At 59.5% G+C, this 13,369-nt stretch carries 12 protein-coding genes; 5 read left to right on the forward strand and 7 right to left on the reverse strand.

Annotated features, from left to right (window positions below; all coding sequences use genetic code 11):
* The first annotated feature begins 121 nt into the window (after window positions 1–121).
* Genes J1G33_RS07580 through J1G33_RS07590 form a run of 3 tightly spaced genes read left to right on the forward strand, consistent with a single transcriptional unit; the run spans window position 122 to window position 3,757 of the window.
* Window positions 122–1,561: a di-heme oxidoredictase family protein gene (locus tag J1G33_RS07580; RefSeq protein WP_223017883.1), complete on the forward strand. Its 1,440-nt coding sequence runs from the start codon at window positions 122–124 to the stop codon at window positions 1,559–1,561.
* Window positions 1,562–1,592: 31 nt separating this feature from the next.
* A complete protein-coding gene (locus J1G33_RS07585; protein WP_005791021.1) occupies window positions 1,593–2,657 on the forward strand; it encodes an imelysin family protein in 1,065 nt (354 codons plus the stop codon).
* A 2-nt stretch (window positions 2,658–2,659) separates the two neighbouring features.
* On the forward strand, window positions 2,660–3,757 hold the full coding sequence (locus J1G33_RS07590; RefSeq protein ID WP_223017939.1) for a DUF1513 domain-containing protein: 1,098 nt from the start codon (window positions 2,660–2,662) through the stop codon (window positions 3,755–3,757).
* Between the two features lie 102 nt (window positions 3,758–3,859).
* Here the strand turns inward: J1G33_RS07590 and J1G33_RS07595 are convergent, their stop codons facing one another.
* The 5 genes from J1G33_RS07595 to colR form a co-directional block, all read right to left on the reverse strand.
* Window positions 3,860–4,087, reverse strand: coding sequence for a hypothetical protein (locus J1G33_RS07595; RefSeq protein ID WP_005791025.1), 228 nt, complete (start codon window positions 4,085–4,087; stop codon window positions 3,860–3,862).
* Window positions 4,084–4,803 carry a lipopolysaccharide kinase InaA family protein gene (locus J1G33_RS07600; RefSeq protein ID WP_223017884.1) on the reverse strand — a complete coding sequence of 240 codons (720 nt, stop codon included), beginning with the start codon at window positions 4,801–4,803 and terminating at the stop codon, window positions 4,084–4,086. Before J1G33_RS07600 ends, J1G33_RS07595 begins: the two co-directional genes overlap by 4 nt.
* Before the next feature lie 3 nt (window positions 4,804–4,806).
* Window positions 4,807–5,487, reverse strand: coding sequence for a class I SAM-dependent methyltransferase (locus tag J1G33_RS07605; RefSeq protein ID WP_005791029.1), 681 nt, complete (start codon window positions 5,485–5,487; stop codon window positions 4,807–4,809).
* 188 nt (window positions 5,488–5,675) lie between these two features.
* Entirely contained in the window at window positions 5,676–6,956 is a 1,281-nt protein-coding gene (locus J1G33_RS07610) for a HAMP domain-containing sensor histidine kinase (protein WP_005791031.1), read from the reverse strand.
* Window positions 6,946–7,629 carry a two-component system response regulator ColR gene (colR, locus tag J1G33_RS07615; protein WP_003175870.1) on the reverse strand — a complete coding sequence of 228 codons (684 nt, stop codon included), beginning with the start codon at window positions 7,627–7,629 and terminating at the stop codon, window positions 6,946–6,948. Before colR ends, J1G33_RS07610 begins: the two co-directional genes overlap by 11 nt.
* A 200-nt stretch (window positions 7,630–7,829) precedes the next feature.
* Here colR and J1G33_RS07620 point away from each other — a divergent pair, with 200 nt between their 5' ends.
* Together J1G33_RS07620 and J1G33_RS07625 are read left to right on the forward strand one after the other, a co-directional pair.
* Window positions 7,830–9,779, forward strand: a complete 1,950-nt coding sequence (locus J1G33_RS07620) for an LTA synthase family protein (protein WP_223017885.1) — start codon at window positions 7,830–7,832, stop codon at window positions 9,777–9,779.
* A 50-nt stretch (window positions 9,780–9,829) separates the two neighbouring features.
* Window positions 9,830–10,555 carry a phosphatase PAP2 family protein gene (locus J1G33_RS07625; protein WP_032879655.1) on the forward strand — a complete coding sequence of 242 codons (726 nt, stop codon included), beginning with the start codon at window positions 9,830–9,832 and terminating at the stop codon, window positions 10,553–10,555.
* 632 nt (window positions 10,556–11,187) lie between these two features.
* On the opposite strand, the gene groL is transcribed toward J1G33_RS07625, so the two are convergent.
* Both groL and J1G33_RS07635 read right to left on the reverse strand, forming a co-directional pair.
* Window positions 11,188–12,834 carry a chaperonin GroEL gene (gene groL / locus J1G33_RS07630; protein ID WP_005791041.1) on the reverse strand — a complete coding sequence of 549 codons (1,647 nt, stop codon included), beginning with the start codon at window positions 12,832–12,834 and terminating at the stop codon, window positions 11,188–11,190.
* Between the two features lie 50 nt (window positions 12,835–12,884).
* Window positions 12,885–13,178, reverse strand: coding sequence for a co-chaperone GroES (locus J1G33_RS07635; protein ID WP_003193940.1), 294 nt, complete (start codon window positions 13,176–13,178; stop codon window positions 12,885–12,887).
* Window positions 13,179–13,369: the final 191 nt, after the last annotated feature.

The following is a 13,369-nucleotide window of genomic DNA, read 5'->3' on the forward strand; positions in this document are numbered from 1 at the left end:
ATGTGTGGTCATTCTAGCGGGAAAGAATCGCGATGCCACCAAACGATAATTGCTCTTATTCAAACCGCCCGGCCCTGTTAGACTTTGCGACCAGATTTTGCCCCCTCGTCCAGGAATCTCGATGTTCCGTTCGCTTTCCTACCTGTCTGCAGCGTTGCTGGCTCTATGCCTGACTGCTTGCGACGACGCCCCTCGCTTCACCAAGGCCGAGCCGGGTGAATCGCGATCCGGTGGCGCGACAACGGTAAACAAGCGCGACCAGAACGCCTTTTCCCTGCCCTCGGCCAACCTGGCACCCAGCCGTCGCCTGGATTTCAGCGTCGGTAACAGCTTCTTTCGCAACCCCTGGGTGATCGCGCCGGCCACCACCACGGCACGGGATGGCCTGGGCCCGCTGTTCAATACCAACGCCTGCCAGAACTGCCATATCAAGGACGGCCGTGGCCACCCGCCACTGCCTGATGCGCCCAATGCCGTGTCGATGCTGGTACGCCTCTCAATTCCTCTCTCCATTACAGAGCAGCCCCCCTACGCCAAGCTGATCGAACAGCTCGGCGTGGTGCCCGAGCCGGTGTATGGCGGGCAGTTGCAAGACATGTCCGTGCCGGGCGTCGTTCCGGAAGGCAAGGTGCGGGTCGACTACAGCCCTGTCCAGGTCAGCTTCAAGGACGGCACCGTCCTCGAACTGCGCAAACCCGACCTGAAAATTACCCAGCTCGGCTACGGCCCGATGCACCCCGACACACGCTTCTCGGCGCGCATCGCGCCGCCGATGATCGGCCTGGGCCTGCTCGAAGCAATCAGCGACGCCGATATCCTGCGCAACACCGACCCCAAGACCGCCGACAAAGACGCAATCGTCGGCCGCGCCAATTGGGTCTGGGATGACGCCCAGCATAAAACCGTACTTGGGCGTTTTGGCTGGAAAGCCGGGCAACCCAACCTCAACCAACAAAATGTTCACGCGTTTTCGGGTGATATGGGTCTCACGACCTCCCTGAGACCCTTTGATGACTGCACCGACGCCCAAGTGGCGTGCAAGCAGGCTCCAAACGGCAATGGCCCTGACGGCGAGCCGGAAGTCAGCGACAACATCCTGCGCCTGGTGCTGTTTTACACCCGCAACCTCGCGGTGCCTGCGCGCCGAGACGTCAACACGCCTCAAGTGTTGGCCGGCAAGAACCTGTTCTACGAGGCCGGTTGCCAGGGCTGTCACAAGCCGACATTCACCACGGCCGCCAACGCCGCCGAACCCGAGCTGGCCAATCAGGTGATACGCCCCTACAGCGACCTGTTGTTGCACGATATGGGCGAAGGCCTGGCCGACAACCGTACCGAATTCAACGCCACTGGCCGTGAGTGGCGCACCCCGCCGCTGTGGGGCATTGGCCTGACGCAAACCGTCAGTGGTCACACCCAGTTCTTGCATGACGGCCGCGCCCGCAACCTGCTTGAGGCCGTGCTGTGGCACGGCGGGCAAGCACAAGCGGCGCAGCAACATGTGTTGTCATTTAACGCCGAACAGCGGGCCGCGTTGCTGGCGTTCCTGAATTCTTTATAAGCTTCGCCCCACTCACAGAAGGGAGCTCGACATGTTTCGTCCCAAGTTGTTGTTCACCAGCCTCGCCGCCCTTGCCCTGGGCGCGTGCTCGCCCCAGGACCCGCAAGCGGTGACCTCGGCGGCTATCGCCAAGCAGGTGATCCTGCCGACCTACAGCCGCTGGGTTGAAGCCGACCGCCAGTTGGCCGTAAGCGCCCTGGCCTACTGCCAGGGCAAGGAAAGCCTGGACACTGCCCGCGCCGACTTCCTGCACGCCCAAAAAGCCTGGGCCGAGTTGCAACCGTTGCTGATCGGCCCACTGGCCGAAGGCAACCGCGCCTGGCAGGTGCAGTTCTGGCCGGACAAGAAGAACCTGGTAGGTCGCCAGGTCGAGCAACTGGTCAGCGCCCAGCCGCAGATCGATGCGGCCGCCCTGGCCAAATCGAGCGTGGTGGTGCAGGGCCTGTCGGCCTACGAATACATCCTCTACGACGCCAAGCCCGACGTTGCCGACGAAACCCAGAAAGCCCGCTACTGCCCGCTGCTGATGGCCATCGGCGAGCGTCAGAAAGCCCTGGCTGAAGAAATCCTCGCCAGTTGGAACAGCACCGACGGTATGCTCGCGCAGATGACCAAGTTTCCGAACCAGCGCTACGCTGATTCCCACGAAGCCATTGCCGATCTGCTGCGCGTGCAAGTAACCGCACTGGACACCCTGAAGAAAAAACTCGGCACGCCGATGGGCCGCCAGACCAAGGGCATCCCGCAACCCTTCCAGGCCGATGCATGGCGCAGCCAGTCCTCCCTGCAAAGCCTGGAGGCCAGCCTCGCCGCCGCCCAGACCGTATGGGTCGGTGTCGACAACAAAGGCCTGCGCGGCCTGCTGCCGAGCGATCAGAAGCCGTTGGCCGAGAAGATCGATGCCGCCTATGCTGCGTCCCTGAAACTGTTCGCCAGCAACCAGCGCTCCCTCAACGAACTGTTGAACGATGACGCCGGGCGCCAGCAACTCAACGATATCTACGACAGCCTCAATGTGGTCCATCGCCTTCACGAGGGCGAGCTGGCCAAAGCATTGGGCGTCCAACTGGGCTTCAACGCCAACGACGGTGACTGATGATGCTCAGGCGACAGGCTTTGGCGCTGGGTAGCGTGCTGCTCAGCGCCCTCACGTTGGGCGGCTGGACGCTGTTCAAAGGCAAAGACAAGGGGCCGCTGCTGCTCTCGGCACGCGATGATGCCGACGGCAAGCACTACGCTGTCGGCTATCGCCTGGACGGCAAGCCCGTCTTTGCCACCCAGGTCGGCCAGCGCTGTCACGACATCATCAACCACCCCACACTGCCAATTGCGTTGTTCGTCGCCCGTCGTCCGGGCACCGAGAGCTACCTGATCGACCTGCGCGATGGCACGCTGCTGCAAACCATCACCTCAAAGGCCAACCGGCACTTTTACGGCCATGCGGTGATCCACAAGAGCGGCGACTGGCTGTACGCCACCGAGAACGACACCTCCGATCCCGGTCGTGGGTTGTTGGGGGTGTATAAGTTCGAAGGCGAGCGGTTGGTACATAGCGGTGAGATTTCCACCCACGGTATCGGCCCGCACCAGGTCTCCTGGATGCCCGACGGCGAAACCCTGGTGGTGGCCAACGGCGGCATTCGCACCGAAGCCGAAAGCCGCGTGGAGATGAACCTCAACGCCATGGAACCGAGCCTGGTGCTGATGCAGCGCGATGGCACCTTGATCAGCAAGGAAACGTTGGGGCAGCAAATGAACAGCGTGCGCCATATGGGGATCGCCAGCGATGGCACCATCCTCACCGGGCAGCAGTTCATGGGGCCGTCCCAGGAGCGTTCCGAGTTGCTCGCAATCAAGCGCCCGGGCCAGCCTTTTATGGCGTTCCCGGTAGCCGATGAGCAACTGCAAGCGATGGGGCACTACACCGCCAGCGTGGCGGTGCACAGCGAATTGCGCCTGGTAGCGCTCACGGCGCCGCGTGGCAATCGTTTCTTCATCTGGGATATGGACAGCGCCGAGCTGCGCCTGGATGGGCCGTTGCCCGACTGCGCCGGTGTGGGTGCAGTGGCGGACGGGTTTGTGGTTACGTCGGGACAGGGACGTTGCCGCTTCTATGATTGTCGTCAGGAACGACTGATGGCCAAGCCATTGGAATTACCGGCGGGGTTTTGGGATAACCACCTGCACCTGATCTGAAAATTGCCCCTCTGCAGGAGCGAGCTTGCTCCTACCGTTAAAGCGTCAGGCGTAAAAAAAGGGCCTCGCATCGCAAGGCCCTTTCCAGGAGTTTTACTCGTTTCAACTTTGCGGCCTCATTGCTTGAGACATCCCGAACATGAATAGCAGCAAATCATGATCAGGCCTGGCCGCCACACTTGCCTTTGCAATCCGCGGCAGCAGGCATTGCCCGCCACCGTCTACCGCACTGAGCACTTGTGTGCGAGGTTGTTCCCACGCTGCCAGGGCAAGGGCTGAAATGCCCAACGCCCCGACCAAAAACAAACCTCGTGCTATTTCTAGCTTCATCTGGTTAAACCCTTGATAGCGCTGCCAAACGCCGTCTCGTAAAAGTAGCTGAGTTTTTTCCAGTCGGTATCGTTCCACGACGAATGGCGGCGCAATTGCAGCATGTCATGGGACGCGGCCCGATAAGCGGTCAAACGCTGGCGACATTTTTCAAAGTCCAGCAGGGCCACTTCCACAATCGCCGCATCAGGCTCACCGGTTACCCGCACGAAAATGTGCTTGATATACAAACAACCGTGCTGCCAGCGACCCTTGTGCATACGGGCCAGGGTGCCGGCCAGCTCCTGGAGCAAACGCTCGTGGACCGCCTCGCCGTACTGCTCACGGCCACCGGCGGCGTACCAGTTTTCGATCTCGTCGAAACCGTCCAATGACGCGGTCACCAACAGGGCTTTCCATTGATGCTCCGGGTCGCGTCGCGCCTCGCAAAACACCAACTCCGGCACGCGCACATCCAGCAAACGCAGGCCCTTCAAGGCATCACGCTCACGCAGCACGGTCGGACGCCCGAATGGATGCAACCAACTGCGGTAGATGTGCCCGATCTGACGCTTGCAATACAGCAAACGCCCATTAGGGCTGACCACTCGCTGCACACCACTTTCACCGCCACGCCGGCGATTGGGTTCTTCGACCCACTCACCCTTCTGGCGCCAGAAATAATCAAACCGCTCCTCGGGAGCTACATGACTGCCTGCTACGCACTCAACTGCCATCTGTTACCTCTTGCGCAATACATACACTCGCCACATGGCGTAGAGCGGTATGAAGTCCAGGGACTCCTGAACACGGAAACCGGCCTGCTCGAATTCTGCCTCGACAGTAGCAGCCGGTAACACAAACCGGTTTTGGTAACCTTCCTGCTCACCTCTTTTGCGACGACGCACTTCGCTGCGCTTGCGCTTCCAGGCCTTGAAATTGCCGTCCACCCACAGCGAAATAATCACGCTGTCACGGGTAACTCGCTGAAACTCACGCAGTATTGTCAGCCTGTGCTCCGCTTCACCGATGTGGTGCATCAAGCGCATGCAGAAAATACTGTCGACGGAGTTATCTGGCAAATCGATATCAAAGGCAGATGTCTGCAAAGGGCGTACCCGTTTCACCACCTCCGCCGGTTGCGCGGTGGTGGCGATCTTCAACATCGACGCCGAATTGTCAGCCCCGATAATCACACGGTTGGGTTTTTCGGCCAGCAACGGCCAGAAACGTCCAGCGCCACAAGGCAGGTCCAGCACCAGGCCCGGCTCACCGGCCATGGCCAGTGCACCACGCGCCAGTTGCTCGTCGCGTTTGTGGGACAACCGGCGAGCCAGATTGTCCTGATGTTTGAGTAAATATTGTTGCGCGTGTTGATCGTCGTACTTTTCGGAAAATTCCAACTTGATTGGGGAAGGCATCGTACGTCTCCGGTAACTGATGCCTGCAACCTTAAGCAGTTAAACGTAATCAACAGGTCAACTCATTGTGAAAATCTTGTCCTGTCCAACTGCATACATTTCAAGACTTTACAGAAACATTCAGTAGCATCGGGCCATCTTCGCTGAAAAGCAGGCAGTCTGCATCCGCAAAACGACAGACTGAACGGTCAGCTTTTGACCTGGCTCAGCTCCACATGAAAACGGCAGCCATTGGGCTCCATCGTCGTCAGGCTCACGCTCCAGCCCTGGCTCTCGCAGATCCGTTGCACCAGCGACAGGCCGAGCCCCAGCCCCTCGCCACGGTTCTCGCTGCCGCGCACAAAAGGCTCGAACATCGCTTCGCGCTTGTCTTCAGGAATGCCCACGCCAGAGTCCTCCACCACAAAACCACTCGGCTCCAGCGTGAGGCGGATAAACCCTTGCTCGGTGTAATGCAGTGCATTGCGTAACAGGTTACCCATCACTGCGTGCAGGAACGTAGTGTTGTAGCGAGTATCCAGAGGATTGCCAGGGCAGTAGATCAACTCAAGGCCTTTTTGCTCGATGGGCCCACGCCAGATCCCAAGCAAATCTTCGGCGACCTGCGTCAGGTTGACCTGAGCCGACATGACAGCATCATCGTGCTTGGCGCGGGCCAGCATCAGGAAGGTCTGCACCAGTTCACGCATTTCCTCACAGGCCCGCGCGATTCGCTGGACCTGATTACGGCCGCGTTGATCGATGGCGGGGTTTTCCAGCAGCAGCTCACAGGAGCTGGCCAACACCATCAAGGGCGTGCGCAACTCATGGCTTACATCGCTGGTAAACAACTGCTCACGGGACAACGCCTGCCGCAGGCGACCCAGCGTGGCATCGAACGCCACCGCCAGCTCGCCCACTTCATCGGCTGCATAATCCGGTGCCAAGGGCGGCGCCAGCCCTAATAACTGGTCACGATGCCGCACCTGGCGAGCCAGGCGCACTACCGGCGCCATCACCTTGCGGGCCAGCACCCAGCCGAGGAACACCGCCAGCGCCAGGCTGAGCACGAACCCCACCAGCACCACGGCAAACAGCACGCGCTCGCGCTCTTCAAAATCGCTTTGATCCTGCAACAGCACATAACGCCGACCGTCGATCACCTCGACCATGGCGTGGTACGACAGAGACTCGCGAAATACTTCGTGGAAGCCCGGGTCCAGATGCCGAAGATCCTTGGGCAACTCGAAATCGCCTTGCCCGCCGCTGAAGTAAAACAGCTGGTCCGGCTCCGGCCGATGTCGCCAGTCTTCCATGCTGTCCATCAACAGCAGGCGTTGCAGGTCACCGCCCAGGCCCGCCGAGATCAGCTTCTCTTCCACCAGGTGCACCGTCGCAACGATCCCCATGGCGAAGGCCCCCGCCACCAACGCACTCATCAAGGCAAAGGCGATGATGATCCGTTGGGCAAGGCTTTGTCTAAACTCCATCACGTCCCTCGGCCAAGCGATAACCCACCCCGTGCACCGTTTGCAGCAACGGCTTGGCAAAGGGCTTATCGATCACCTGGCGCAATTGGTGAACGTGGCTGCGCAGGCTGTCGCTGTCCGGGCAGTCATCGCCCCACAGGGCTTCTTCGAGAATTTCCCGGCGTAGCACGTGCGGGCTCTTCTGCATCAGCACTGCCAGCAGTTTCAGGCCGACGGGGTTGAGCTTGAGCAGGCGCCCTTCGCGGGTGACTTCCAAGGTATCGAGATCGTAGCTCAGGTCACCCACCTGCAGGGCGCGGCGGCCACCACCCTGGGCACGCCGCAACACCGCCTCGATCCGCGCGGCCAGTTCCGACAAGGCAAATGGCTTGAGCAGGTAATCATCAGCCCCGGACTTGAAGCCTTGCAGGCGGTCATCCAGTTGATCGCGTGCGGTGAGCATGATCACCGGCGTATCGCGCCGTGCGTCTTCGCGCAGGCGTTTGCACAGGGTGTAGCCATCGATGCCAGGCAGCATGATATCGAGCACGATCAGGTCGTAATGCTCGGTGGCCGCAAGGTGCAGGCCCGACAAGCCGTCCTGCGCACAGTCCACTGTGTAGCCTTTGAGCCCCAGGTAATCGGCCAGGTTGGCCAGAATATCGCGGTTGTCTTCAACCAATAAAATTCGCATGGGCAGTGTCTCCGTACGCGGTAACAGCCGTGTTGGCTCGCGCAGCTTAAGGCCAAGCGGGGCTCAGGGATAGAGCTGAAAGGCCCACTGATGAGGGTTTTCAACTGATTACAGGGACAAACGAGTTTTTCACTATAGCTTCACAAACAGACCACAGTGTCAGGGTGAAGATCGCGCCCATCGATCTAAGGAACCTGGACATGGGCTTTCTCAAAACAGCGCCAATGCGCTATTTGCTGTTGATAACCGCTGCCTGGTTATTGGTTTTCCTGCTTACTCGCAGCGTGTTGCTCGTGACTCACCTGAATGAAGTGGGCGGCAACTTGCTGCCGGTGTTTGGCGTGGGTCTGGTCTACGACCTGGGCTTCCTCGCCTATGCGGCCTTGCCGCTGGGCTTGTATTTGCTGCTCTGCCCACCCGCACTGTGGCGCCGCCGCGGCCACCGCTGGTTTTTGCAGGCGCTGCTGACGATCAGCCTGTTCGCCATGCTGTTCACCTCGGTGGCCGAATGGCTGTTCTGGGATGAGTTTGGGGTGCGCTTCAACTTTATTGCGGTCGACTATCTGGTGTATTCCGATGAGGTGCTGAACAACCTGCTGGAGTCTTACCCGATCGGCAAGCTGCTGAGCCTGCTGGCAATGCTGGCGATCCTCATGAGCCTGGCCCTGCGTAAACCCTTCAATGCCGCCATGGCGGCACCGTTGCCGGCACTGCGTGGCCGTTTGGTCAATGCCCTGGGCCTGTTGGTGGTCGCCGGCCTCAGCCTGCAACTGATCAGCCAGGACAGCCCGCGTGCCCAGGGCGGTAACGCTTACAAGAACGAACTGGCCAGCAACGGCCCTTATCAATTCTTCGCTGCGTTCCGCAATAACGAATTGGACTACACCCAGTTCTATCAGAGCCTGCCCACTGACGTGGTCGCCCGGCAACTGCGCGCCGAACTCAGCGAGCCCAATGCGCGCTTTATCGACCCGGACCCGCTGGATATTCGCCGCGCCATCACCAACCCGGGGACACTGCGCAAGCCCAACATCGTGCTGGTCACCATCGAAAGCTTCAGCGCCAAGTACATGGGCAGCAACGGCGATCAACGCAACCTCACGCCCAACCTGGATGCGTTGCGCAAACAAAGCCTGTACTTCAATAACTTCTATGCCACCGGCACACGAACCGACCGGGGCCTGGAAGCCATTACCCTGGCGATCCCACCCACGCCAGGCCGCTCGATCGTCAAGCGCATCGGTCGTGAAAGCGGGTTCGCGAGCCTCGGCCAACAACTCACGGCCATCGGTTACGACAGCGTGTTTGTCTACGGCGGTCGCGGTTACTTCGACAATATGAACGCGTTTTTCAGCGGCAACGGGTATCGGGTCGTGGACCAAAGCAGCGTGCCCGAGTCAGAAATCTCGTTCAAAAATGCCTGGGGCATGGCCGACGAAGACCTGTTCAAACAGACGCTTAAACTGGCCGACGCCGACTACGCCAAGCAACAGCCGTTCTTACTGCAACTGATGACGACTTCCAACCATCGCCCCTATACCTACCCGGATGGGCGCATCGATATCAAATCCGGCAAGGGTCGCGATGGTGCAGTGAAATACACCGACTACGCCATCAACCAGTTCCTTGAAGCTGCACGCCAGAAACCCTGGTTCGACAACACCATTTTTGTGTTCGTCGCCGACCACACGGCCGGCAGCGCAGGCAAGGAAGACCTGCCGATCACCAACTACCAGATCCCGTTGTTTATCTATGCGCCCAAGCTGATCGACGCACGGGAGTCCGCGCAACTGGCCAGCCAGATCGACCTTGCGCCGACCTTGCTGGGCCTGATCAACCTCAGCTACGAGTCGACGTTCTTCGGCCGTAATCTGTTGCAAGACAACCCGCTGCCACCGCGGGTCGTGGTGGGCAACTACCAGCATCTGGGCTTGTTTGACGGCAAGGACCTGGCAATCCTCAGCCCGCGCCAAGGCCTGCGTCGCCATGACCAGGCTCTTGGAGAAAGCCAGGAGTTGCGCGTCGGTAGCGATGACCCATTGATCCAGCGGGCAATTACCTATTATCAGGCCGCCAGCTACGACTACAAACAGCAACTGCTGAGCTGGAAAGCGCCCAAGGAAGAAGCTCCAGTCTTAAGCAAACGCTAATCAAAAAGCCCCGTGCAGGTGAGCACGGGGCTTTCTCACCAAGGTTCGTGATGAAATCCTCCTCTTCTTTACCGGTTTCCAAACCGCTCAATTTCTGGCTGTGCCTGGGCCTGCCTGCCGGCGCCGCAGTGGTCTTGCTGTTGCTGGAACTGACCTCATTGGACATGGACCTGGCCAGGCGCTTCTACAGCGCGGAGGCTGGCGGCTTCATCGGCCGCTATAGCTTCTTCCTTGAAGACATCCTGCATGATCGGGCCAAGCAACTGGTGATTCTGTTTTCGGTACTGGCGATTCTGGGGCTGGTCGGCAGTTTCATTCTGCAACGACTCAAGCCGTACCGCCGCGAACTGGTGTGCCTGGTGCTGTCGCTGGGAATGGCGACGGCGTTCGTGTCGCCACTGAAAACCATCACCGCCGTGCAATGCCCCTGGAGCCTCAAGGAATTCGGCGGCCAGGAAACCTACAGCGAACTGCTCAGCCCGCGCCCGCCTACCGATAAACCTGGCCGCTGTTGGCCTGGCGGACATGCAGCTACCGGTTTTGCCTTGTTCGCCTGGTTCTTCGCGCTGAGGGATCGGCGACCACGGCTGGCGCGCAACGCGTTCATTTTTGCCGTCAGCCTGGGCAGCGTCTTCTCCGTCAGCCGTATGCTGCAAGGGGCACACTTTTTTTCCCACAACGTGTGGACAGCGATTTTTTGCTGGCTGATTTGCCTGGGTTTGTATTGCCTGTTGCTGTACCGGCCTTCACGGCAAGCCGTAATGCCGATCAGTTAAGCGAATGCAATGCTCAACGCAACGAAGATCAAATGTGAGAGCTGGCTTGCCTGCGATTGGCATGGGTATCAACACAACTTTACAGTCGCCAACAGTAACCACGATGCGAAGCGAGTCGCTTTTGATCTGCTTTTGATCTCAGGCGCCCCGTTAAACCACGCTGGCCGGAATTCGACAGGGATTTGGGGGGTAAACCGGCAGGGATGCCGGTTTAGCCGCCCCGCGCCATGGATGGCGCGTGGCGGCGGCCCCCCAAATCGCTGTCGGATTACGGGCACACCGAGCCTAGGCGAGGTGCCGAGTGGTGGGGCAAGAGCGTTTTGCTTACTTTGCCGCTTTTGCAAAGTGAGCCGCCGTCAGGGCGGAACCCTAAGTGGCCGTTACCGCAGGAATGGATATGTACTCGGTATAACTGTGTCGGCTGGCAGGCCGCCATCGGGAGCAAGCCCCCTCCCACATTTGGATCGCGGCGTGTCAGGTAGATAGGCGTCGGCTGTCAGGCCGCCAGCGGGAGCAAGCTCCCTCGCCACAGGTCCAGTGTCATATCGAAGTTGAGAGATACAACCGCTCACAAAAAAGCCCCGCCTGCATCACTGCAGGCGGGGCTTTTTATAGCGCCGGGTAAGGCTGGCTTACATCATGCCGCCCATGCCACCCATGCCGCCCATATCTGGCATACCGCCGCCAGCTGCGCCTTCAGCCTTCGGCTTGTCAGCGATGGCAGCTTCGGTAGTCAGGATCAGGCCACCGATGGAGGCTGCCGCTTGCAGCGCGGAACGGGTCACCTTGGTAGGGTCCAGGATGCCCATTTCGATCATGTCGCCATAGACGCCAGTCGCAGCGTTGTAACCGTAGTTACCTTTGCCGTTCTTGACTTCGTTGACCACAACGCTTGGCTCGTCGCCGGAGTTGGCAGCGATCTGGCGCAGCGGTGCTTCAACGGCACGACGCAGCACAGCGATACCAACGTTCTGGTCGGCATTGTCGCCGGTCAGGTTGGTCAGGGCTTCCAGAGCACGGATCAGCGCAACGCCACCGCCAGGTACCACGCCTTCTTCAACGGCTGCACGGGTTGCGTGCAGGGCGTCTTCAACGCGGGCCTTCTTCTCTTTCATTTCAACTTCGGAGCCAGCGCCAACCTTGATCACTGCAACGCCGCCGGACAGCTTGGCCAGACGCTCTTGCAGTTTTTCACGGTCGTAGTCCGAGGAGGTTTCGGCAACCTGGGCACGGATCTGCGCGATACGGGACTCGATGTCGCCTTCAACGCCAGCACCGTCAACGATGATGGTGTTTTCCTTGGAGATGGTCACGCGCTTGGCGCTGCCCAGGTTTTCCAGGGTGGCGCTTTCCAGGCTCAGGCCGATCTCTTCGGAGATAACGGTACCGCCAGTCAATACGGCGATGTCCTGCAGCATGGCCTTGCGACGGTCGCCGAAGCCTGGAGCCTTGACGGCTGCAACCTTGACGATGCCACGCATGTTGTTCACAACCAGGGTCGCCAGGGCTTCGCCTTCAACGTCTTCGGAAACGATCAGCAATGGGCGGCCGGCTTTGGCAACGGCTTCCAGTACTGGCAGCATTTCGCGAATGTTGGAGATCTTCTTGTCAACCAGCAGGATCAGCGGGTTGTCCAGCTCGGCAACCATGGTCTCTGGCTTGTTGACGAAGTACGGAGACAGGTAGCCACGGTCGAACTGCATGCCTTCTACAACCGACAGTTCGTTTTCCAGGCCCGAGCCTTCTTCAACGGTGATCACGCCTTCTTTACCGACTTTTTCCATGGCTTCGGCAATGATGTCACCGATGGAGCTGTCGGAGTTGGCGGAGATGGTGCCGACCTGAGCGATGGCCTTGGTGTCGGCGCATGGCTTGGACAGGTTTTTCAGCTCGGCAACGATGGCGATGGTCGCCTTGTCGATGCCACGCTTGAGGTCCATAGGGTTCATGCCGGCAGCGACGGCCTTGTAGCCCTCGTTGACGATCGCCTGAGCCAGTACGGTAGCGGTGGTGGTGCCGTCGCCTGCGTCGTCGTTGGCACGGGAGGCAACGTCTTTGACCAGCTGCGCGCCCATGTTCTCGAAACGGTCTTCCAGTTCGATTTCTTTGGCGACGGAAACGCCGTCCTTGGTGATGGTCGGAGCGCCGAAGCTCTTCTCGATGATCACGTTACGGCCTTTCGGGCCCAGGGTCGCTTTTACTGCGTCAGCCAGGACGTTGACACCGGTGAGCATTTTCTTGCGGGCGGAGTCGCCGAATTTAACTTCTTTAGCAGCCATGATCGATATTCCTTAAATACTTTGTAGTAACGGGAAAATGAGCGAGGAAATCAGTCTTCCAGTACGGCGAGAATTTCGTTCTCAGCCATGACCAGCAGGTCTTCGCCGTCTACTTTCACAGTGTTGCTACCGGAGTAAGGGCCGAAAACAACCTTGTCACCCACTTTCACGGCCAGTGCGCGTACATCACCGTTCTCCAGGGTCTTGCCTGGGCCAGCAGCGACGATCACACCGTGGTTGGCTTTTTCAGCAGCCGAACCTGGCAGAACGATCCCGCCAGCGGTTTTCTTTTCTTCTTCGCTGCGACGGATTACGACGCGGTCGTGCAGAGGACGAAGCTTCATTGTCGATCTCTCCTAATTGTGTTTTTCATCGGCCGGTATCAATTCCGGCGGGTTAAATTCCGGCGGTGCCGGTCGCGGCTCGCTGGGCGAGACGCGGAAGTCTGTCTGATGTCACCACCAGAAACCTTGCGGTGACCGTTACATAAGGGCGCATACGCTTATTACAAGGGGGCCGGGAGGAAATTTTTTCT

Source organism: Pseudomonas sp. P867, from assembly GCF_019891455.1.
Taxonomy (GTDB): Bacteria; Pseudomonadota; Gammaproteobacteria; order Pseudomonadales; family Pseudomonadaceae; genus Aquipseudomonas; species Aquipseudomonas synxantha_A.